Origin of the sequence: Nocardiopsis sp. YSL2 (assembly GCF_030555055.1) — a bacterium.
Lineage (GTDB): Bacteria > Actinomycetota > Actinomycetes > Streptosporangiales > Streptosporangiaceae > Nocardiopsis.
This window is the reverse complement of sequence record NZ_JAMOAO010000001.1, coordinates 96,230-117,614: the sequence shown is the minus strand read 5'-3', so window position 1 is coordinate 117,614 and position 21,385 is coordinate 96,230. Positions and strand designations below refer to the sequence as shown.

Annotated in this window: 15 protein-coding genes and 1 pseudogene; 13 read left to right on the top strand and 3 right to left on the bottom strand. The window is 69.0% G+C overall.

Annotation, left to right across the window (positions count from 1 at the left end; genetic code table 11):
• Nucleotides 1-242: 242 nt before the first annotated feature.
• From M1P99_RS00465 to M1P99_RS00425, 9 genes are all read left to right on the top strand, one after another.
• Nucleotides 243-1,649, top strand: coding sequence for an ATP-binding protein (locus M1P99_RS00465; RefSeq protein ID WP_304450711.1), 1,407 nt, complete (start codon nucleotides 243-245; stop codon nucleotides 1,647-1,649).
• Nucleotides 1,649-2,059, top strand: coding sequence for a roadblock/LC7 domain-containing protein (locus M1P99_RS00460; RefSeq protein ID WP_304450710.1), 411 nt, complete (start codon nucleotides 1,649-1,651; stop codon nucleotides 2,057-2,059). Before M1P99_RS00465 ends, M1P99_RS00460 begins: the two co-directional genes overlap by 1 nt.
• Complete coding sequence (locus M1P99_RS00455) at nucleotides 2,056-2,418, top strand: DUF742 domain-containing protein (protein ID WP_304450709.1); 363 nt, start codon at nucleotides 2,056-2,058, stop codon at nucleotides 2,416-2,418. Before M1P99_RS00460 ends, M1P99_RS00455 begins: the two co-directional genes overlap by 4 nt.
• A complete protein-coding gene (locus tag M1P99_RS00450; protein ID WP_304450708.1) occupies nucleotides 2,399-3,019 on the top strand; it encodes an ATP/GTP-binding protein in 621 nt (206 codons plus the stop codon). The genes M1P99_RS00455 and M1P99_RS00450 overlap by 20 nt, the downstream gene beginning before the upstream one ends.
• Nucleotides 3,016-4,233: a cytochrome P450 gene (locus tag M1P99_RS00445; protein ID WP_304450707.1), complete on the top strand. Its 1,218-nt coding sequence runs from the start codon at nucleotides 3,016-3,018 to the stop codon at nucleotides 4,231-4,233. The genes M1P99_RS00450 and M1P99_RS00445 overlap by 4 nt, the downstream gene beginning before the upstream one ends.
• On the top strand, nucleotides 4,233-5,477 hold the full coding sequence (locus M1P99_RS00440) for a cytochrome P450 (protein ID WP_304450706.1): 1,245 nt from the start codon (nucleotides 4,233-4,235) through the stop codon (nucleotides 5,475-5,477). The genes M1P99_RS00445 and M1P99_RS00440 overlap by 1 nt, the downstream gene beginning before the upstream one ends.
• Before the next feature lie 93 nt (nucleotides 5,478-5,570).
• The gene (locus M1P99_RS00435) at nucleotides 5,571-6,800 is read left to right on the top strand and encodes a cytochrome P450 (protein WP_304450705.1); all 1,230 of its coding nucleotides are present in this window, start codon (nucleotides 5,571-5,573) and stop codon (nucleotides 6,798-6,800) included.
• A complete protein-coding gene (locus tag M1P99_RS00430) occupies nucleotides 6,800-8,044 on the top strand; it encodes a cytochrome P450 (RefSeq protein ID WP_304450704.1) in 1,245 nt (414 codons plus the stop codon). Before M1P99_RS00435 ends, M1P99_RS00430 begins: the two co-directional genes overlap by 1 nt.
• 208 nt (nucleotides 8,045-8,252) lie before the next feature.
• Entirely contained in the window at nucleotides 8,253-9,218 is a 966-nt protein-coding gene (locus M1P99_RS00425) for a hypothetical protein (RefSeq protein ID WP_304450703.1), read from the top strand.
• Nucleotides 9,219-9,239: 21 nt separating this feature from the next.
• Here M1P99_RS00425 and M1P99_RS00420 read toward each other — a convergent pair whose 3' ends face one another.
• Together M1P99_RS00420 and M1P99_RS28600 are read right to left on the bottom strand one after the other, a co-directional pair.
• Entirely contained in the window at nucleotides 9,240-10,670 is a 1,431-nt protein-coding gene (locus M1P99_RS00420) for a nucleobase:cation symporter-2 family protein (protein ID WP_304450702.1), read from the bottom strand.
• Nucleotides 10,671-10,932: 262 nt separating this feature from the next.
• Nucleotides 10,933-11,325, bottom strand: a pseudogene (locus M1P99_RS28600) (ATP-binding cassette domain-containing protein); the annotation flags it as partial.
• Between the two features lie 228 nt (nucleotides 11,326-11,553).
• Between M1P99_RS28600 and M1P99_RS00410 the strand changes: the two are divergent.
• The 4 genes from M1P99_RS00410 (at nucleotide 11,554) to M1P99_RS00395 (ending at nucleotide 20,381) form a co-directional block, all read left to right on the top strand.
• Complete coding sequence (locus M1P99_RS00410; RefSeq protein WP_304450701.1) at nucleotides 11,554-13,659, top strand: hypothetical protein; 2,106 nt, start codon at nucleotides 11,554-11,556, stop codon at nucleotides 13,657-13,659.
• Between the two features lie 131 nt (nucleotides 13,660-13,790).
• On the top strand, nucleotides 13,791-15,305 hold the full coding sequence (locus M1P99_RS00405) for a TIGR02677 family protein (protein WP_369696576.1): 1,515 nt from the start codon (nucleotides 13,791-13,793) through the stop codon (nucleotides 15,303-15,305).
• A 213-nt stretch (nucleotides 15,306-15,518) separates the two neighbouring features.
• Nucleotides 15,519-16,277, top strand: a complete 759-nt coding sequence (locus M1P99_RS00400) for a DUF2637 domain-containing protein (RefSeq protein ID WP_304450699.1) — start codon at nucleotides 15,519-15,521, stop codon at nucleotides 16,275-16,277.
• A 357-nt stretch (nucleotides 16,278-16,634) separates the two neighbouring features.
• Nucleotides 16,635-20,381, top strand: a complete 3,747-nt coding sequence (locus M1P99_RS00395) for a hypothetical protein (RefSeq protein ID WP_304450698.1) — start codon at nucleotides 16,635-16,637, stop codon at nucleotides 20,379-20,381.
• A 93-nt stretch (nucleotides 20,382-20,474) separates the two neighbouring features.
• Here M1P99_RS00395 and M1P99_RS00390 read toward each other — a convergent pair whose 3' ends face one another.
• Nucleotides 20,475-21,383, bottom strand: coding sequence for a hypothetical protein (locus M1P99_RS00390; protein WP_304450697.1), 909 nt, complete (start codon nucleotides 21,381-21,383; stop codon nucleotides 20,475-20,477).
• Nucleotides 21,384-21,385: the final 2 nt, after the last annotated feature.

The window sequence follows — 21,385 nt, the reverse complement described above, 5'->3', positions numbered from 1 at the left end:
GGTGTCGGTCGCGTGGATGTCCGGAGGCCACAGGCCTGCCGTCGGGCACCGCCCCGGCGAATTCCTCGGTGATTGCACGGACGTGACGCTTGTGTCGACTGGTGGTAGGTTAAATCTCCGTGTGCTGAAAAGCGCAGGTTAAGGCCATTCTGTCTTTTCTTTCGGCGCACTCCGGCACGCGGGCCGTGACCTTCGGCGTGCCCCGCGCGTGACCGTACGGTAACGGCAGGACATGGAATCCGATGACTGACATCCCCCCACACCCCGGCACCGCCCTCTCACGGCTGGCCGTCCCGGGTTGGCTGTACCTTCCGCTCGTGAGCCTGCCCCTGTGGGCCTGGGCCCTGTGGGCGGTGCCCCCCGCCGGATCCGTCCCCGTCCTGGTCGCCTCCGTGGCCGCTCTGGCGTCTCTGGTCGTGCTGGCCCTGGTCCTCAACCGCCGCGACCGCCGCGTCCGCGAGCTGGCCGACGCCATCGCCGGGCTGCGCGCCGACACCGCCGCGCTGGCCGAGGACCACCTGCCGCGGCTGGCCGAACGGCTGCGCCAGGGCGACTCGGCCGAGACCGCTCTGCACCGCGTTCCGGCCCCGGGCGACCCCGGAGGGCGGGCCGTACTGGAAGCGGTGGCGGCGCAGATCGCGGCGGCCGAGCGCCGCCGCGCGTCGGCCATGGTCGCCTGCGCCACTGCTGCCGGGCGGGTCCAGGCACTGTCCACCACGATGCTCGCCGACCTTCGGCGGATGCAGGAGCGCCACGGTGACGGCGGCGGGTCCGGTGACGACGTCCTGGGCGACCTGATGCACCTGGACCACAGCACCGCCCAGGTCGGCCGGATCGCGGACAGCATCGCGGTGCTCACGGGGGCCCGGTCGGGCCGCCGCTGGGGACGGGCCATCGGCATGGAGAGCATCGTGCGCGGCGCGATGGGGCGCATCGGCGACTACCGGCGCGTGCGGGTGCACAACGTGTGCACCCAGGCGGTGGCGGGCTTCGCCGCGGAGGGCGTGGTGCACTGCCTGGCGGAGATCCTGGACAACGCCGCCCGGTTCTCACCGCCCACCTCGGAGGTCCACGTCCACGTGGAGGAGGTCCAGGCCGGGATCGCCGTGATGGTCGAGGACGGGGGCCTGGTCATGGGCGAGGAGGCCCTCGAACGGGCCCGCCGGACCGTCGAGTCCGGGCTGGACCTGGCCACCATCTCCGGAACACGGCTCGGTCTGGCGGTCGTGGGCCAGCTCGCGCAGCGCTATGGGCTGTCGGTGTCCTTCCGCTCCTCCTCCCGCGGCGGCACCGCCGTGGTCCTGCTCCTGCCCCAGAAGCTCATCAAACCCCTGCCCCGGCCCCGCATCGACCAGGCCCCGGCCACCACCCCCGGCATCGCAGCCCCTCCCGCGTCCGCCTCCCCCGGGGCCGCGGCGGGAGCCGGCGCCGACCCCGAGACCACGCCGTCCGCGCCCCCCGCGGCGCACGGTGAGGAGAAAGCGGAGACCGGGCTCCCCCAGCGACGCCGCGGGATGACCCTCGCCGCCGCGGAGAAGGCCAGGCCCGCCCCTGCCGACTCCGGCCCCACCACCCCGACGAAGGGCTTCGGTGCGTTCCGCTCGGCGGTACGCGGCCAGGACCCGAACGGATCATCGAAGGACGCCTGATGAACCTTGACACGTTGACCTGGCTGCTCGAAGGGCTGCTGGAGCGAACGCCCGGGGCCCGCCACGCCCTGGTGCTCTCGCGTGACGGCCTCAAGCTGTGCCACAGCGCCAGCCTGGACAAGGACGCCGCCGACCACCTCGCGGCGATCGCCGCCGGTGTGCAGAGCCTGGCCCACAGCGCGTCGGTGGAGTTCGGAGCCGGCGCCGGCGCGGGCGGTGTCCGCCAGGCCATGGCCGAGTTCTACGGCGGGCTGCTGTTCATCGTCGAGGCCGGGCACGGCGCCCACCTGGCGGTCATCACCTCCGAGGAGGCCGAGCCGGGCCTGGTCGGGCACAACATGAACGAGCTCGTCGAGCAGATGGGCGAGCACCTGACCACCCCGCCCCGCGCCGCCACCGGGTCGGTATGAGGCGCTCGCACCGGCAGGAGGCGCCCGACCGCCTCTACGTCATCACCTCCGGGCGCAGCGCGGGGGCCGACGAGTCCCTGGACGCGGTCACCCTCATCGTGGCCGAGAGCGAGCCCGCGCCCGGGATGCAGTCCGAGCACGCCGAGATCCTGCGGATGTGCGGGGCCGGCCCGATGGCGGTCGTGGAGATCTCCGCGCACCTGCACCTGCCGGTGGCGGTCGTGCGGATCCTGCTCACCGACCTCCTGGACTCGGGCCGGGTCACCGCCCGCCACCCCAGGCCGGCCCCTTCGCCGGCCAAGCCCCTGGCCTCCCCGGACGTGTTGGAGAAGGTGCTCGTTGCACTCCACAACCTCTGAACCCCCCTCGCCCGCACCCGACGCGGCACCCGTGCCGCTCCTGGCGACCGCGGAGCAGGCGCTCAAGATCGCCGTCGTCGGCGGCTTCGGAGTCGGCAAGACCACCCTCGTCCGCTCGGTCAGCGAGATCCGCCCCCTCAACACCGAGGAGACGATGACGCGGGCCGGCGACGGCGTCGACGACCTGCACGGTGTGGAGGCCAAGCGCTCCACCACCGTCGCCTTCGACTTCGGCCGCATCACCCTGGACGCGACCTCGGTCCTCTACGTCTTCGGCGCCCCCGGACAGGAACGGTTCTGGTTCCTGTGGGACCGCCTGTTCTCCGGGGCCCTGGGCGCCGTGGTGCTCGTCGACACCCGTCGCCTGGCGGACTCCTTCTACGCCATCGACCGGCTGGAGGCCCAGGGCACGCCCTTCGTGGTCGCCCACAACGACTTCGGCGAGGGCACCCACGAACTCGCCGACGTGCGCTCCGCCCTGGACCTGGACCCGAACGTCCCCCTGGTCCGCTGCGACGCCCGCGACCGCGGCTCCGCCAAGCAGGTCCTCATCGCGCTGGTCCGGCACGTCCGATCCCTCGTCACGGAAGGCTCCAGGTGAACGACTGCCCGGTCCACCTCTACGGACCGCGTTTCCAGACCGACCCCACGGGCCTGTACCGGGAGATGCGCGCCCAGCACGGGCCGGTCGTCCCGGTGCTGATGGAGGGCGACGTCCCCGCCTGGCTGGTCATCGGCTACCGCGAGGTCCACCACGTGGTGAACGACCCCGCGGTCTTCGCCCGCAGCTCGCGGCGCTGGAACGCCTGGCCGAAGGTCCCCGACGACTGGCCCCTGCTCCCGCTGGTCATGCAGCTGCCCACCGTCCTCTACTCCGAGGGGGAGGAGCACCGGCGCCGGGCGGGGGCGATCAGCGACGCCCTGGCCGGGGTGGACCCCCACGAGCTGCGCACGGTCGCCACGCGGCTGGCGGACCGGCTCGTCGACGAGTTCTGCGGCTCCACGGGAGCCGACCTGCGGGCCGCCTACACCGCGCGGCTGCCGGCCCTCGTCCTGAGCTGGATGTACGGACTCGACGACGACCAGGGCGGCGCCCTCGCCTCCGACATGACCACCATGATCGACGGCGGCCCCGCGGCGATGGACGCCCAGCGCGCGCTCATGGCGGCCATGGCCGGACTGGTCGCCGAACGCCGTGCGTCCCCCGGCAACGACGTCGTCTCCCGGATGATCGGGCACCCCGCGGCCTTCACCGACGAGGAGCTGGTCCCGGAGCTGATCGTGATGCTCGGCGGCGGGAACCAGCCCACCGGCGAGTGGCTCGGCAACGCCCTGCGCCTGATGCTCACCGACGACCGCTTCGCCGACTCCATCGCGGGCGCCCGCCGAAGCGCACGCGAGGCCCTCAACGAGGCCCTGTGGGAGGACACCCCCACCCAGATCCAGGCGGGCCGCTTCGCCGCCCACGACGTGGAGCTGGGCGGCCGGCTCATCCGCCAGGGCGACCTGCTGCTCCTGGGGCTGGCCGGGGCCAACCACGACCAGCGCGTCCACCAGGGTGTGCACGGCCCGGGCCGCCAGGGCAACCACGCCCACCTGTCCTTCTCCCACGGAGAGCACGGCTGCCCCTTCCCGGCGCGGGAGATCGCGGAGACGATCGCCGTGACCGGGATCGAGGTGCTCATGGACCGGTTGCCCGACCTCGAACTGGCCGTCCCCGCCGCGGAGCTGCGCTGGCGCCCCTCTCCCTGGGTCCGCGGCGTCGCCTCGCTCCCCGTCACCTTCACCCCCGCCCCACCCCGAGGAGACACCTGATGTCCTGTCCCGTGCAGCACGGCTCCGGCGGCGCCTTCGTCCTGGACCCCTACGTCACCGACCTGCCCGCCGAACGCGAGGCGCTGTACGCGGCGGGCCCGCTGACCCGGGTGGAGTTCCCCGAGGGTGTGACCGCCTGGGGCGTCACCCACCACGAGACCGCCCGCGCGCTGCTCACCGACAGCCGACTGGTCAAGGACGTCGCGCACTGGGACGACTTCCAGAACGGCCGGATCTCGCAGAGCTGGCCGCTGCTGAGCACCATCCCGCCCACCCCCACCAACCTGCTGGGCACCGACGGGGCGGAGCACCGCCGGCTGCGCCTGCTCACCGCCAAGGCCTTCTCCGCCCGCACGGTGGAACGGCTGCGGCCCCGCATCCACGAACTCACCACCGAGCTGCTCGACGCGATGGAGCCGGCCGCCGACCGTCCCCTGGACCTGAAGTCGGAGTTCGCGTTCCGGCTGCCGATGAGCGTCATCGGCGAGCTGTACGGGGTGGCCCCCTCGGAGTTCCCCTACCTGCGCGACATGTACGTGAAGTTCTTCTCCTCGGTCACCGGGCCGGAGGAGTTCATGCGCGTGTACGCGGAGCTGGAGCAGTACTACGACGACATGATCGCGGCCAAGCGCGCCGAGCCCGGTGACGACCTCACGACCGAGCTCCTCCAGGCGGGTGAGGACGGCGACGCCCTCACCGACCTGGAGGTGCGGGGCACCCTCCAGGTGACCGTGGCGGCCGGCCACGAGACCACGGTCAACCTGCTGTGCAACGCGGTCCGCGCCCTGCTCGCCCACCCCGCCCAGTTCGCCCTGGTCAAGGAGGGCAAAGTCGGCTGGGACACGGTGGTCGAGGAGGTGCTGCGCTACGATCCGCCCACCTCCAACATGATCTTCCGCTTCGCCACCGAGGACATCGAGGTCGGGGACACGGTCATCGCCAAGGGCGAGGCCCTGATGGTCTCCTACGGGGCGATCAGCCGCGACCGCGCCGAGCACGGTGAGGACCCCCACCCCGCCGCGTTCGACCTCACCCGCTCCCAGGGCCGGCACATGTCCTTCGGCTACGGCCCGCACGTGTGCCCCGGCGCCGCCCTGGCCCGGATGGAGGGCCAGATCGCCCTGCCCATGCTCTTCGAGCGCTACCCGGACCTGCGCCTGGCCGTGCCCGACCAGGAGCTCGCCAACCACCCCTCCATCATCGTCAACAGCCTCAAGGAGCTCCCGGTCCTCCTGCGTCCCTGAGTTTCTTCCACGACCGGGCCGCCACCGCAGGACCGGGGGCGGCCCGGTCGCATGTACCCCCCTCGCCCCCCTTCCCCCCACGGAGGCTCCCCGGTGAGCGATGCCGTCCGCCTGTACGGATCCGCCTTCCACGACGACCCGGCCGCCGTCTACCGGACCATGCGCGACGAACACGGGCCGGTCGTGCCGGTGCTGCTGGAAGCCGACGTCCCGGCCTGGCTGGTCATCGGCTACCGCGAACTGCACCACGTGCTGAGCACCCCTGACGTGTTCGCCCGCAGCCCGCGCCGCTGGAACGCCTGGGACCGGGTGCCCGAGGACTGGCCGCTACTCCCGGTCCTGGCGCCGCTGCCCAACCTGCTCTCGGCCGAGGGCGCCGACCACCGGCGCCGCTCCACGGCCGTCAACGACGCCCTGCACGGCGCGGACCCCTACGAGCTGCGGACGTTCACCACGCGGCTGGCCGACCGCCTCATCGACGGCTTCTGCGCCGGCAGCACCGCCGAGCTGCGCGGCCAGTACGCCGAACGGCTTCCCTCCCTCCTGCTGTGCTGGATGTACGGCCTGGACGACGAGAAGGGCGAGGCGATCACCTCGGACATGAGCACGGTGTTCGACGCCGGACCCGATTCCGTGGCGGCCCACGGCCGCATCGCCGCGGAATTCGCCCGGCTGGTCGCCGACCGCCGGACGGCGCCCGGCCCGGACGTGGTCTCGCGGATGATCGCGCACCCCGCCGACTACACCGACGAGGACCTGGTCGCCGAACTCGTGGCCATCCTGGGCGGCGCCCACCAGACCACGGCCGAGTGGATCGGCAACGCCCTGCGCCTGATGCTCACCGACGACCGCTTCGCCGCGTCGCTGTCCGGAGCGCGCAGCAGCGTCCGCGAGGCCCTGGTGGAGGTCCTGTGGGAGGACTCGCCCTCGCAGATGAACGCGGGCCGCTTCGCCGCCCACGACGTGGAGCTGGGCGGGCGGGTCATCCGGAAGGGGGACCTGCTGGTGCTCGGCTTCGCCGCGGCCAACCGGGACCCGTGGCTGGGCGAGGGCGGGTCGCGGACGGGGCGGACCACGTCCGGGCACGGCGCCAACCACGCCCACCTGTCCTTCTCCCACGGAGAGCACGGCTGTCCCTACGCCGCCCGCGGGCTGGCCGAGACGATGGCGGTCACGGCCGTGGAGGTCCTCCTCGACCGCCTGCCCGACCTGGAGCTGGCGATCCCCGCGGAGGAGGTCCGGTGGCGGCCCTCTCCCTGGATCCGAGGCGTGACCGCACTCCCCGTCACCTTCACGCCCTCCACCCCACAAGGAGCCATCTGATGTCCTGCCCCGTCCAGCACAGCCCCGACGGCGTCCCCCTCATCCACGCCGTGCCCGACGACGTCCAGGCCGACCGCGAGCGCCTCTACCAGGAGGGCCCGGTCACCCGTGTGGAGCTGCCCGGCGGAGTCCGGGCCTGGGCCACCACCCACCACGGGGTCAGCCGCGCCACCCTCACCGACCCGCGCTTCGTCAAGAGCGTCGACCACTGGGCCGACTACCAGAACGGCCGGGTCCCGCAGGGGTGGCCGCTGATGGGCACGATCCCCACGGACAACACGAACATGCTGGCCCTGGACGGCGCACCGCACCGGCGGCTGCGGCAGCTCACCGCCAGTCCGTTCTCCGCGCGCCGGGTCGAGCGGCTGCGGCCGGACATCGAACGGATCACCGCCGCCGCGCTCGACGCCCTGGAGCCCAGGGCGGGGGAGCGGCTGGACCTGAAGTCCGCATTCACCTTCAAGGTGCCCATGAGCGTGATCGGGGAGCTCTACGGGGTGGCGGAGTCCGAGTACTCGCAGCTGGGCGAGATGTACGCCAAGCTCTTCTCCGGGAACACGGCCGAGGGGGAGCACCTGGAGATCTACGGGGCGCTCTTCCAGTTCTTCGGCGAGATGGTCGCCCGCAAGCGCGCCGAACCGGGCGACGACTTCACCACCGACCTGCTGAACGCGAGCGCGGACGGGGAGGCCCTGAGCGACGCGGAGATCACCATCACGCTGCTGACGGTCGTGGCGGCCGGGCACGAGACCACGGTGAACCTGCTGACCAACGCCGTGCGGGCGCTGCTGGCGCACCCCGACCAGTTCGCCCTGCTCGACCAGGGCGAGGTCACCTGGGAGGCGGTCATCGAGGAGGTCCTGCGCTACGACCCGCCCAACAACCTCATGATGTTCCGGTTCGCCACCGAGGACGTCGAGATCGGCGGGGAGACCATCCGCGCGGGCGAGGCGCTGCTGACGCACTACGGGGCGACCGGTCGGGACCGCGCGGAGTTCGGCGAGGACCCGCACCCGCAGGTCTTCGACGCCACGCGCACCCGGGGCCGCCACATCAGCTTCGGCTACGGGCCGCACATCTGCCCGGGCGCCCCGCTGTCGCGGCTGGAGGCCCGGATCGTCCTGCCGATGCTGTTCGAGCGCTTCCCGGACCTGCGGCTGGCGGTCCCGGACGAGGAACTGCGGGTGGAGTCGGCGCTGTCGGTCAACAGCCTGGCGGAGTTCCCGGTCGTCCTGCGGCCCTGACCAGGGCGCGTGCCGCGCTCCCGTGCGGTCACGGACGGGCCCGTGGTGACCGCCGTGTCGTCATGCGCTCCGGAGCCGGAGGCGGTGGACTTGGCCTCCGCTTTCCTCTACCCAGAGAGGGACATAAGTGACAGAACAACCTTAGTTTGGACATCTCGCACTAGGCTCGGCGGGCATGGCTTCGTGGTGATCGCAGGGGAGGAGCCCTATGGCCTCGACGCGTCTGCGTGCCTCGGCGGCGGTGGCCGCACTCCTCCTGGCCACCGCGGCCTGCGGGTGGCCGCAGGATCAGGAACCGCCCGCGACCGTGGGGCCCGCCGAGGAGGAGCCTCGGACCCCGGGCTCACCGGACGGAACCACGCCGTCCGAGGAGTCACCCGGCCGGGAGTCACCGGAGCAGGAATCGCCGGAGGAGGAGTCGCCGACCGCCGCGCCGACGGCCCCCGAACGCACGGGGCAGCCGTCGCCCTCGCCGTCACCGAGCGCGGCCTCCCCGACGCCGGAATCGGCGACCCCGCCCGAGGCAGCGGCGGAGTACATGGACGCCCTCGCCGCGACAGACGACCCCGACCGCATGCGCGAGGGCTGGCTGCTGACCCCCGAGGGATCCACGGCCGACGCGTTCCTCACCCATCGGATCTCGGTCGTGCAGGCGCGGGTCGACGAGGGGCGGCCGCTCACCGCGGCCGAGGTGCGGCCGACCGGGCAGGGCTTCGAGCTGTGCGATCCCGGGGACAAGGACGCTGATCCGCCGCAGGAGCGCCAGTGCGCGCACTTCACCGGCTTCGAGTCGGCGGGCGACCGGATCGAGGGCTTCCTGGTGGACGGCTCCGACCCCGGGCCCCGACTGCTGGGGGCCGGGGACGGCAGCGTGTCCTCCGAGGGCGTGCACGCATCGCTGGTGAGCGCCTACCGCGCACAGGACCTGGAGGTGACCATCGACGTCAGCACCGTCCACGCGGTCGACATCGACCTCTTCGGCGCCGTGTACGTGGACCCCGACGGCCGGGAGCACGACGTCGCCGCCGCGGCCGGCCGCTACGAGCTGGAGCCGGGATCCACCACCCGGGCGTCGTTCGTCGTCCCCGACGCGGAACCGGGCGGTGTCCTGCGGATCGGGGGCTGCCGGGAGGAGTGCTCCGCCACTGTGGAGCTGGAGGTCCCGGTCGGGTGAGGGGCCGGCCGGGACCGTCCGTCACTCCTTCGGCGCGCTCCCGGGCGCCTGCCCGCCGGCGTCGGCCGGAGGCGCGGGCGCCCCGGTCCTCTCCGGAACCGCGTCCGACCCGGCCGGCCCGGTCGCCTCGGCTCCGCCGTCCTTGCGGCCCACGATGTTGAAGCAGGCGTTGAGCAGCAGTGCCGCGACCGCGCCCGCCACGATCCCCGAGCTCAGGATCATCGCGGCCCAGCTCGGGAAGCCGTCGTAGAAGCCCGGCGCGGCCAGCGGGATCGTGCCGAAGGCCAGCGCCACCGCGACGATGATGAGGTTCATGTTGCCGTCGTACCTCACCGCGGCCAGCGTCCGGATTCCGGCCGCGGCCACCGAGCCGAACAGCACCAGGCCGGCCCCGCCCAGCACGGGGGAGGGGATCATCGCCACGATCCGCCCCAGGACCGGGAACAGTCCGAGCGCGATGAGGATCAGACCGCCGACGGCCACCACGTACCGGCTCCTGACCCGGGTCAGCGCCACCAGGCCGACGTTCTGGCTGAACGTGCTCCCGGGGAAGGTGTTGAGCAGCGGGCCGACGACGGAGGCCAGCGCGTCCACACGCAGGCCGTCGGCCAGGCGGCGGCCGTCCATCCTGGCGCCCACGATCTCCCCGACGGCGAGGATGTCGGCGACACCCTCGGTCAGGATGACCAGCATCACGACGCACATGGTGATGATCGCCGCCGTCTGGAACTCCGGCGGGCCGAAGTAGAACGGCTGGCCGAACGAGAAGACCGCGCCCTCGCCGACCGCGGAGAAGTCGACCTGGCCGAAGGCGGCGGCGACCGCCGTGCCCAGGACCAGGCCGCCCAGCACCGCCATCCGGCTCCACACCCCGGGCAGTACCCACGCCAGGAGCAGCACGAGCAGCAGGGTGGTCCCGGCCAGCGCCAGGCCGGTGGTGGTCGGCACACCGGTCTCGTTGTTCTCCGTGATCCAGCCGACCGCGACGGGGAACAGGGACACCCCGATGATGGTGATGACACTGCCCGTCACCACCGGCGGGAAGAACCGGATCAGACTCGCCATGACGGGGACGACGCACAGGCCGAACACACCGGCCACCAGCGCGGCGCCGAACACCGTGGGCAGGCCGCTCTCGCCCGCGATGCCGACCATCGCGCTCACCGGGACGAACGAGATGCCGATGACCGAGGGCAGCCGGGCGCCGAAGCGCCACACGCCCATCGTCTGCAGGAGTGTCGCCAGACCGCTGACCATGAGCGCGGCGCTGATGAGGAGGCCCATCTCCGCGGTGGACAGGCCCACGACCGACCCGACGATGATGGGCGGGGTCACCACACCGGCGTACATGGCCAGGATGTGCTGGAAGCCGTAGACGACCATCAGGCCCGCTCTGGGCCTCTCGTCCTCCGGTCTGCTCTCGGGTCCGGCGGCGTTCTGGGGGATCGACATACGCGGCCTCTGCTCTCAGGGGGAAGAGTCGGATCGGTCCGACATGTTCCGTTCTTGCCCGGTGGAAGGCAACTACCCGCGTATTTCGCGGGGTGTTCGTCCCCGTTGCGCCGCGGTCAATTCACGGGATGTATACGCTCCTGCGCACACCGCCTCAGCGGTCCCGTCGCACGCGCTCCTCGTCCCACACCGGTTCCGGCACCTCCCGCACGCGCCCGTCCGCGCCGAACACGACGAAGCGGTCGAAACCGCGCGCGAACCAGCGGTCGTGGGTGACCGCCAGCACCGTTCCCTCGAAGGCCTCCAAGGCGGTCTCCAACGCCTCCGCGGACACCACGTCCAGGTTGTCGGTGGGACGTCCAGGTGGTTGTCGGGTTCGTCCAGCACCAGTACCGGGGCCGGTCCGCGCAGCAGAGCCTCGATGACCAGGCGCTTCTGTTCGCCTCCGGGCAGCGTGCGCACCTCGCGCCACCGGCAGCGCTCGCAGGGGGTGCCCTGGGCGGCGACGCAGGCGCATCAGTGTGCTCTTGCCCGCGCCGTTGGCTCCCACCAGCGCCGTCTTGGACCCCTCGCCCACCCGGAACGAGACCGCGCTCAACAACACGCGTCCGTCGGGCAGGGTGTGTCCGATCTGGTTGACCTCCACGTGTCCCACCGCCGCAGGCTTCCACGCGCCGTTCACGCACCGCAACGGGTTTTCCGGCCGGTGACCTCGGGGGTCCGCACAGCGTGGCCGGCCACGGTGCCGCGCGCGGTCTCGGTTCCGTTCGGTGACCCGTTCGTCTTGTTGGTGAGATTTGTTCCGGTCTACAATCAAGCCCTTTCCGATATGCCAGACGTCTGAGTCACCTCACACGTGATTCTGGGAAGATTCCCCTCCGATATGGCTAAGCCCCCCGCACGTCGCCTGCCCTCCGGCGTCACCCCGCTCACACAGAGTGACCCCAGCCTCATCGGGCCGTACAGGATCATCGGGCGGCTGTTCTCCGGCTCCTCGGCCGTGGTCTACGCCGCCGTCTCGCCGGACGGCGCGCCGAGCGCCGTCATGCGCGCCGACGCCCCCACCGGGGCCGGGGCGGAGGCCGAACTCGCCGACCGGGTGGCGGCGGGCCAGCGCGTGTCCAGCCTGTGCGCGGCCGTCGCCCACGACGGCGGCCTCCACGAGGGATCGCTGTGGACCGCGACCGACTACATCCCCGGGCACTCCCTGCGCGACCACCTCCAGTACCAGGGGCCGCTGACCGGCCAGGCGCTGACCGTGGCCGCCGCGGCCTACGCCGAGGCCCTCAGCGCCCTGCACGCGGCCGACCTCGTCCACGGTGACATCCGCCCGGAGAGCGTGGTCGTCTCCCCGGACGGCCCCCACCTGGTCGACCACGGACTCGGCCGGTGGACCCAGCGGGCCCGGGCCGGGGCCCGCGGCGACACCTCGGCTTGGGGCAGGCTCGTGCTGTTCAGCGCCGGACGCACCCCCGCCCGCCCCGGGCAGCTTCCCGAAGGGCTCGAACCCCTCGTCCAGCGGGCCCTGTCGCCCGATCCGGCCGCGCGGCCCGAGACGGAGGAGGTCTACCTCGAACTCCTGCTGCTCCTGGGCATCGGCGAGGACGTCCCCGCCCGCGAGTGGTCCGACCGCCTGTGGGCACTGATCGGCGAGCACTGGCCGAGCGTGGACACCTCCTGGCACGACCCGGGCCTGTGGAGCGCGGCGGCGCGCACCGCGTCGGCTCCGCGGGAGCGTACGGACCAGGCCGCCCCGGACCGGGGTTCCGCCGTCGCCGCCACGCCCGGGCCCGCCACCCCGGCCGTGGGAGCACCCGTCGGCGGCCGCGCGCCGGCCGGAACCGGCGCCGCCGTGCCGACGGGCGCCGACACCTCCCCCGCACCGGACCCGCCCGCCCCCGGCTCCCCGGGAGGGGCCTTCGCTCCGCCCGCCGCCGACACCGCGATGCCCTCGCCCGGCGCCGGCACGGCACGTCCGGGCGCCCCCGCGGGAGTGCCCTCGGACGGCGGGTTCTCCGGCCACGCCGTCAACGCGGTGTTCGAGTCCGCCCCGGGCGCGGCGGACGCTCCCGGGGCGACCGCCGCCCCCGCCGCGGACGGTGCGGCGACCCTCTCCGCAACCCGGATCGCCGTCCTGGCGACCGTCGGGGTCATCGCCGCCGGAGTGGTCGCCGGAGGCGGATACCTGCTGTTCAGGAGCCTGGCGCAGGAGGAACCGAACGCCGTCGTTCCCCCGGCCGCCGAGCAGCCCACGACTCCCGAGGAACCCGAACCCGAGCCGACCGGCATCGACCTGGCCGCCGCGTCCGCGGAGGTCTTCCTGGACGCCGACAGTTTCGAGGTGTCGATCCACCAGTATCCCGGGGACGGGTCCGGGCCGCCGCAGGAGCCGCCCGCGGACCCGATCGGGGCGACGGGCAACCGGGTCTGGTTCGACCACTTCACCTACGGCGACGACGTCATGCAGCGCCGGGTCGGGACCTACGCCTCGGAGTACTCCGAGAGCATGTTCGTCGACGACCGCGTGATCGTCTCGGCCGGACCGGCCGGCGAGTGGGTCGACGTCTCCGACAGCACCGGGTACGACCCGGCCGACTACACCCCCCAGGCCGTGGCGGAGCCCCTGACGGCGATCGCCGAGACGGGCCGGGTCACCGACGAGCAGCCGACCGAGTTCGCGCCGGTCCTCGAGCACTGGCAGATCTACGACCCGGCCTACACCGAGCCCGAGACGGGCCCGGCCGTCCCCGGCACCCGGCTGGAGGGCACCTACACCGACCCCGCGGGCGGCCCGACCTCGTTCGTCCTCATCGTCGGCGAGGACCGCGCGCCGCTCAGCCTCCTGGTGGAGACCCCGAACACCGGAGAGCCCCTCGACGTCGGGTACTGGAACCTCGACTACACCTTCCGCAGCCTCGACGACGAGGTCGACCTCACCGTCCCCGACCCCGGCTCCGTGCTCTCGGAATGGCCCGGCGGCACCTTCTGACCGGCCCCGCGGACCCGTCGTCCACAGCCCTCGCCGACGCGTGAACCGGCACGTCGCCACGCTGTCATAATGTCGTTGCGTCGCCGAACGGCGTCGGCGCGTGGGGGCGTGCACGGGGAGAGGGGATGACGTTGGCCGAGCGCAGGGCTCTGGATCTGGACGCGCTCGCGGTCAGCGACCGCTTCCAGCTGTTCAACTTCACCCGCCGCGACGATCACATCACCTACCTGTGGATCCTGCGCGCGCTGGACCGGCTGCGCGAGGTCCACCAGGTCCAGGCCGGGGCCGAGGACGTCGCCACGGCGCTGCGCGAACTCGCCGCGAGCCACCCCGAGGCGCCCGCGCCCGCGCACGGCCTGCGCCACCGCCTGGACGAGCTCAGCGCCGACGGCGTCGTCCACCGCTTCGACGACGCCTCACGGGCGGGCGACCTGGCCAGCTACCGCAACCGCCAGTCGGTCTACCAGTTCAGCGAGCTCGGCTACTGGGCCTACCGGGCGGTGGAGAACGTCCTGGGCGCCCGGGTGGAGGACGTCAACCTCTCCCGGCTGGTCTTCTCCGACGTGCTGGAGGACCTCACCGCGCTGGCCGAGGCCAACCGCACCGGCCAGGCCGAGAGCGTCTACCGGCGCCTCTCCCGCCTGGACTCGGTCATGGAGGACATGGGGCGGCGCTCCGCCCAGTTCCACGTGACCCTGGGCGAGATCCTGCGCTCCACCGAGGCCTCCCCCGAGGTCTTCCTGCGGCACAAGAACGCCCTGCTGGTGCACATGTCCGACTTCATGGCCGAACTGGACCGCTACCTCCCGCGCCTGGACAAGGCCGTCCACGACGTGGAGGGCACCGGCCTGGCCACCCTGCTCTCCCGCGCTGCCGAGGCGGACGAGCGCCTGTTCATGGCGCGCGGCGAACGCGTGGAGGACTGGCGGCGCCGTTGGCGGGCGGTCCGCGGCTGGTTCGCCTCCGAGGGCGGCGCGCCCACCCGCGCCGCCGAGCTGGGCGCCGCCACCCGCTCCGCGGTCTCGGGCGTCATCGCCCTGCTGCGCCAGCTCACCGAGGCCCAGCGCGGCGGGGTCAACCGCTCCACCCAGCTGCGCCACCTCGCCGAATGGGTGTTCAACACCCCTGACGACGGCGCGGCCCACGCCCTCATGGGCGCCGCGTTCAACGTGCGCTCCGCCCGCCACCTCGGCACCGCCCACGAGGACGACGAGCAGATCCCGCCCACGACCACCTGGTGGGACGCGCCGGGCGTGGAGCTGTCCGTCACGCTCTTCCGCAGCGACCGCGCCCCCACCACCGGGGTGCCCAAGCCCGTCAAGCGCAACGCCGGCGCCCGGTCCGCGCTGCGCCGCCGGCAGGCCCAGCAACGCGCCGACGAACGCATGGCCGCCGCGCGGCTCGCCGACGAGGGCGCGCACGACCGCGTCCTGGACGAGGCCGACACCCGCATCCTGCTCCGCCTGGTCACCAAGGCCCTGGAGTCGCGCTCGGTGGTCGCCGGACGCCTGGGGTCGGCCACCGGCGCCGACGGCGGCACCGCCGTGCGCCTGGTGCCCAGCGACCGGGGCAGCACCGTACGCACCAGCCGGGGCACGCTCCACCTGCCGGGCTTCCGCCTCGAACTCACGACCGGGAAGGGGTAGGCGCGGCAGTGGCCTGACCTGCTTCAATCCGTGTTATTGCAGTTCAGAGGGTTCCGTTGAGGGGCCTTCGCAGCCGTTGGAAGCCGTTGTGAGACATTCGCGTCTCCCATAGATCTCCCAGTCCGGGTGGGAGACGGATGCCTCCCACGCCGCTCGGAAGGGCGGTTCCCAGCACCGTGAGGGTCCCTCGGTCACCAGGAAAGGGTGATCGGGATGGAGTCCTCCCGTTGGTCACGATGGGTCACCATCGCGGCCGTGCTGCTGCTGGCGATGATCGCAGCGGTGGTGTCCTACTCGCACATGTACGAACTCGCTTTGCGCCACGGCGAACCCGAGTGGCGTGCGGCCCTGTTCCCGCTCTCGGTCGACGGCATGATCGTCGGCGCGTCCATGACATTGCTGAGCGATGCCCGTCACGGCCGCAAGGGCGGGCTACTGCCCTGGGCCCTGCTCATCCTGGGATCGGGTGCTTCGCTCGCGGCCAACGTGGCGGTCGCCGACCCCACGATGTGGTCCAGGATCATTCATGCGTGGCCCTCCTTCGCGCTGATTGGTGCGTATGAGCTGCTCATGCGCGAGTTCCGTACCGTCGCGCGCAGCGTACGCAGTGCGTACGCAGCTGATGAGCAGGCCCCGGAAGTGGCGGCACACGAAGTTCAGGAGGCAGGGGTCTCGGAGACCGGGAGGAGCACTGATACCGATCTGCAGATCGTGCCTGATTCGAGCGAGGGGCCCGTAGAAGGGCCTGCCTTGTCGCCATTTCAGGATCGGGCTTGGCGCTGGGCGTTGGAACGACAGAGGGAAACGGGGGATCTCCCGAGTGGGAAGGAGATCGCGGCGAAGTTCGGGCGGAGGGAGCGTTGGGGGCGCCTGGTCAAGCAGAAAGGACAGCGAGGACTGTCCGGGGCAGTGCCAACATCGCTCCACTCGATGAGTGAGAGACCCGCTGCTGAGCTCGCTCACGAACGGTGATCCGCTCCGTGACCGGAGACGACGGGGCGGCACGCTGCTCTTGCATCCTCACCGGCAGGGGGGAGACGCCTCGAGCTACGACGGAGTGAATCAGGACTGCGCGGCGGTGCAGTTCTCTTCCAGGCTCAGCTACGCGGTGAACACGCATATGTGCATCCTGCAGGTGTCCGAGCCGCCCAACGTAGAGGTCTGACCGCACGGAGGAGGCGGCGGATGGCTCCCACGCTCGGGGCAGTCGGCGCACACTTCAGCCTCACACGAGGATCCGTTCCTACCCCGAGCGTGAACATCACTGGCGAAGTGCCGGATCAGTTACGATCACCACGCTACTGACGAATTAGGGCATAGCATTCGAGTATGAGCATGGCAGAGGAACAACCGACTTACACGAGCCAGCCTGAAGTACCGCAGCCGCTCGAGAGCACGACGTCACCGGCCGCCGTGGCCAGCTCCCACCAGTTGAAGTTGCGGAGCCTCGGAGCCGAGTTCAGCGAGGAACACCATGGGGTGTACGTCGAAGCACTCCAACACGCGATCGAGCATGAGCTGTCCGTGAGGAACATCGCTGTCACCGGCGCCTATGGTACGGGTAAAAGCAGTGTTCTCGGCGAGATATCGCAGCTATATCCGAAGCGAGTTCTCGAACTCTCATTGTCTACTGTCAGCGCTGAACAGGACGATCCCAATGCGGGGTCGGAGGGTAATCCTGCGTCGTCGACGACTAACCGCATCCAAAAGGAGATTGTCAGGCAGATCCTCTATCGCGACGCTCCCTCACGGACGCGCGGTTCGCGATTTCGCCGTATCTCGAGGTTTCGCTGGAATAGCGAGATTGGAATTGCGGGCGGTATAGGGCTAATAGTCCTGATAATTCTGTTTCTAAGCGGCCAGAGTGAGCGGTTGGTTGCTGTGGCGCAAGGTCGAGTCGTATCCACTATCGCCGCCTACGTTACCCTTCTAATGATCTTCACTGCCGCAATCGTATGGGCGCGATGGCTGACACATAATCGCGTGTTTCTGGAGAAGCTCACTGCAGGTCCGGCGATGGTCACTCTTGCTGCGCACTCCTTGAGCTACTTTGACCAGTATATGGATGAGATTGTTTACTACTTCGAGGTTAGTGGACGCGACATCGTCATCTTCGAAGACATCGACCGTTTTGAAGACGTCCAAATCTTCGAGACACTGCGCTCATTGAACACGCTTCTCAATGGTGCCGAACAGGTGCGCTTCCGCAAAGGACACTCTGCTCGCCAGCAGAAGAATCGGGCATCGGCAACGCCCGACGTCAAATTCATCTACGCCCTGCGCGATAGCGTGTTTGAGCAAATCGGTGCTGACAGTCAGGAGGCCAATCTCGGTGACGCGGCCGCTGAGGAAGTCAAGCGCGCAAACCGCACGAAGTTCTTCGACCTCGTAATCCCGATCGTCCCCTTCATCACCCACCGCAATGCTCGAGATCTGATGATTGACGAGATGGAAGGAACCGGTGTCTCCTCCGCACTGACCGACCTTGCAGCTCGCCACATAGCCGACAAGCGGCTGATCGTCAACATGCGCAACGAGTATGACATGTTTGCGAACAGGCTCCTGGGAACCGAGAACCAGATCCCAGGCCTGGACCAGGATCGAATGTTCGCGATGATCCTCTACAAGAGCGTTCACATGGCCGACTTTGAGGCTATCCGCCTCGGTGCGAGCAAGCTAGACGACCTCCACATAGCCTGGCAGCGACTCTTTGAGTACTGCGTGAACGATTTAACAACCAGATCTCTCAACCTTACGAGTCGCATCGAGGCACATGACGCAGTAGTTACCAGGAGCGCCCGACTCGGCGAACGCCTCAAAGTGATAGCCAAGGCTGCCTTCCCCGAGAACATCCAACAGTACTCTCGGGTTTCGGTTTCGGATAGTACGTATGGTATCGCGCATCTTACAATTCCTGAATTGTGGTACGCCATAATCACCGAAAAGAAGCAAATTCAGATTACAAATTCTCGGAACGCCGGCTCGCGAAATCTGGTCTTCAAGGATCTTCAGCTAGTATTTGGCGAGGACCTCGATGCTGACAAGTGGCAGCATGAGGACCATGCCGAGCTCGTCCGAGAAAAATCGGAGATACCCGACAAAATTTCATTCTTGCGACATCACACATGGCAGGATATCTACGATCGTCCAGAGTTCGTTGGACCGGACTCCGAGGAGCGCAGTCCTGAGTCGTTCCGTCAACTCACCGAGCGTTTGCTGGGCTCAGTGCTCGCTCGCGAACTCGTCGCAAACGGCTACATCAACGACTACTTTGCTCTCTACATCTCGATCTACTACGGTCGGCACCTGCGTCACAATGCTCTGAACTTCATCGTTCACGCCTTGGACCAGGGAAAACCACACATTCTATACTCGCTCGAGCCCGACGATGTCAAGGCCATCCTTCGCGACAAGGGCGACGGAATTTTGAGAGACCGTCGCGTCTACAACGTCTCGCTCCTGGACCATCTCCTATCGACAAAGGACGCCCGCGCCGAGATGCTGATCAAGCAGATTTCTGCCTGGGGCAGCATTGACCAGAACTTTGCGGATTGGTACCTCGACGTAGGGGCACACAAGAATGAGTTCGCCCAGGCTCTCGCCCCATTACGCGATGAGATCCTGACCTATCTCGTCGGAAGTGCAAGGGTTGATGAGACGCAACGTGTCGAACTGGTGAACGCCGCCTTGGGACACCTGGATTCCGAGCGTGAGTACTTCCGCGAGGGTGGCGTCACCCGGTTCGTGGAATCTCACTACACCGAGTTCGAGGTGCTGACCGGCAATGTGCCAGCAAAGCAGACGTCCCGGGCGATGGCGATGATAGCCACGATGGGACTGCGACTGCCTTCGGTCGCACCGCTTAACGAACGAGGGCGTCAGGCTGCCATCGCCGATGGTACCTACCTGATCAACGAGGCAAACCTTCAGAGCCTCACAGGGAGGCCATCCATCGCGCTGAACGAGCTCCGCGAAGCAAATACCGATATTTATGACACTGCTCTATCGCGTCTACCCACATATATCGAAGCTATCCGGGAGGCCGCGTCGCTCCAGAAAACTGTGACCGCGAACGACGCGTTCCTGGGCATCTTGCATGAAGCCGGGGAAGCTGCCCCCAACCGCGATAACGCGATGGTGAATCTCGTGCATCTGGCCGCAGAGGAATGCCGTGTGGACGTACTGACCGATGCTCCACATTGGTCCTGGCCAGCGCTCACCGCTAGCCGTCGCACTAACCCAACGGCTACGAACCTGGTTGCCTACCTTGGTGCATTCGATGGTTTCGACGAGAATATTGCTGCACTTCTCGCAGACAGCGAGATAGTCACCCATGCCGAGGCCGTGGAGGGCACGGACCGCATCCAGCTCGCCACTGCCATCCTCAATGGGCGTACGCACCTCCCCTCCGCGACCCAATGCGTGTGCCTCGCTGCGAGCCTCAACCTCGAGACCTTGCTCGATCCCGAGGAGATCACCCCCGAGCATGGAGCGTTCGCTGGCCTGTTGATCGAGCGAGGGATCATCGCTGACAACCCCACGACATTCTCGAGCCAGCTCATCGTCGACTGGGAGACACGTCAGTGTGCGATCGAGAAGTCAGAGGCGTTTGGTGAGTTCATAGGCTCGGATGTATTGCCCGCTCATGACGTAGGGGAGTTCTTCAACAGTCCACGCGTCGACGCCGCATTGAAAGACTCGGTGCTGGCAAACATCAGTTCCTACCTTGCCGATGCCTCAACTGGGACCTGCAACATAGTGGGCCGATACGCCATGCAGTCACAAACTGTGCTCGACTACGACCAGATCGAGGCCATACGCGCTGGCGGAGCAGAGTATGGGATTCTCATTAACCTCATTGCAGCCGCGAGCGCCCTGCCGATCAGTGAGCTGAGGAGCTTGCTGCGATCGATGAATGAGCCATATTCTACGATCGCCGACCACGGCACGAACCGCCCACTTGTTCCTGATGACAAGGCTCACCGTACGATTCTCCAACGGTTGAAGAATGCTGGTATCGTCAGCAGATTCTCAGAGTACAAGCGTCAACTGCGAGTGTCGCGTCATCACAGATGAGCATGTCCGGGCCCCCTTTCATCACTCGAGTGAACCAGCAGGGATCCGGAGTCCTCGTGATTCGTGGCTTCTGGCGGTGCCCTGCCAGGTCTCTCAGTTCTTGCGGAGCGCGACTGCGGGAATCAGATCCATCCTGTGCTCCGCACACCAGTGGTGCACGTGGAAGGTGTCCTCAGGTGCGATCCTGACCAGGCGATTTAGTAAGGATCCCTTGCAGAACTCCGCGTATTCTGTGGTGAAAAATCTGGGTGCGAGGACGGCCATCGAGGGATCCAACGGTTTCCAATCGCCGTTATCCTCCTCAAACTCTACCCACCTGTGTATCCGTGCTTCCCGTCCTGAGAACAGGAAACCGTCCCGGGTCCTGGACGAGAGTCCGTGACCGGCGAGTTTCTCACTGAGCGCCGCTGATAGGGCCGTGCAATCTCCTACTCTCCTGGTCCGTGTGAGTTCCGGAGTCTGTTCTCGACGCATGAAGAGGTAGTGAAACGAGTTGCCGTTGACGAATTCAGCCCAAACCTCTTGTGCCTGAGAGTCATGAACGATGTCCCGGCGGCCGGAGACCGTGATCTCCCCCGTCCACCTCACCCGCCCAGTTGTGGACTTGCCCTCGTGCCATCGGGCCCCCAGCAACTGGGGGGATTCCCAACGATCACTGACGCAGTCACCCTCGCTAGGACAGGCAGCCTCCAGAGTGATCGAGTACTCAGTTGGTACGATCCAGTCCCGCCGCGGTGACACGACCAGACCGAAGAACACCATCTCCAGCTCCGGTCGGCTGGCCCCCGTACCTGAATAGAGACCTACGTTCCACAGGTCGGAGAGTTCGAATCCGTCTCCCCGGGTTTGGATACCAGAGGAACGGAGCCGTGTGATCTCCTCATCCGAGCAGCGCAGGAGCTCACGCGCGTAATCAGCGTCGACCCATTCCTGATACCCGTCCGGGGTCGGGGACACATGTTCAAGGGCTCGGGCCCAGTCCGTCGATCCATGGCTCGACATGA

What these genes read in the sequence shown, in the direction of transcription:
- M1P99_RS00465 (WP_304450711.1), top strand. Translation starts at nt 243, where the DNA reads ATGACTGACATCCCCCCACACCCCGGCACCGCCCTCTCACGGCTGGCC.
- M1P99_RS00460 (WP_304450710.1), top strand. Translation starts at nt 1,649, where the DNA reads ATGAACCTTGACACGTTGACCTGGCTGCTCGAAGGGCTGCTGGAGCGA.
- M1P99_RS00455 (WP_304450709.1), top strand. Translation starts at nt 2,056, where the DNA reads ATGAGGCGCTCGCACCGGCAGGAGGCGCCCGACCGCCTCTACGTCATC.
- M1P99_RS00440 (WP_304450706.1), top strand. Translation starts at nt 4,233, where the DNA reads ATGTCCTGTCCCGTGCAGCACGGCTCCGGCGGCGCCTTCGTCCTGGAC.
- M1P99_RS00430 (WP_304450704.1), top strand. Translation starts at nt 6,800, where the DNA reads ATGTCCTGCCCCGTCCAGCACAGCCCCGACGGCGTCCCCCTCATCCAC.
- M1P99_RS00425 (WP_304450703.1), top strand. Translation starts at nt 8,253, where the DNA reads ATGGCCTCGACGCGTCTGCGTGCCTCGGCGGCGGTGGCCGCACTCCTC.
- M1P99_RS00420 (WP_304450702.1), bottom strand. Translation starts at nt 10,670, where the DNA reads ATGTCGATCCCCCAGAACGCCGCCGGACCCGAGAGCAGACCGGAGGAC.
- M1P99_RS00410 (WP_304450701.1), top strand. Translation starts at nt 11,554, where the DNA reads ATGGCTAAGCCCCCCGCACGTCGCCTGCCCTCCGGCGTCACCCCGCTC.
- M1P99_RS00400 (WP_304450699.1), top strand. Translation starts at nt 15,519, where the DNA reads ATGGAGTCCTCCCGTTGGTCACGATGGGTCACCATCGCGGCCGTGCTG.
- M1P99_RS00395 (WP_304450698.1), top strand. Translation starts at nt 16,635, where the DNA reads ATGAGCATGGCAGAGGAACAACCGACTTACACGAGCCAGCCTGAAGTA.
- M1P99_RS00390 (WP_304450697.1), bottom strand. Translation starts at nt 21,383, where the DNA reads ATGTCGAGCCATGGATCGACGGACTGGGCCCGAGCCCTTGAACATGTG.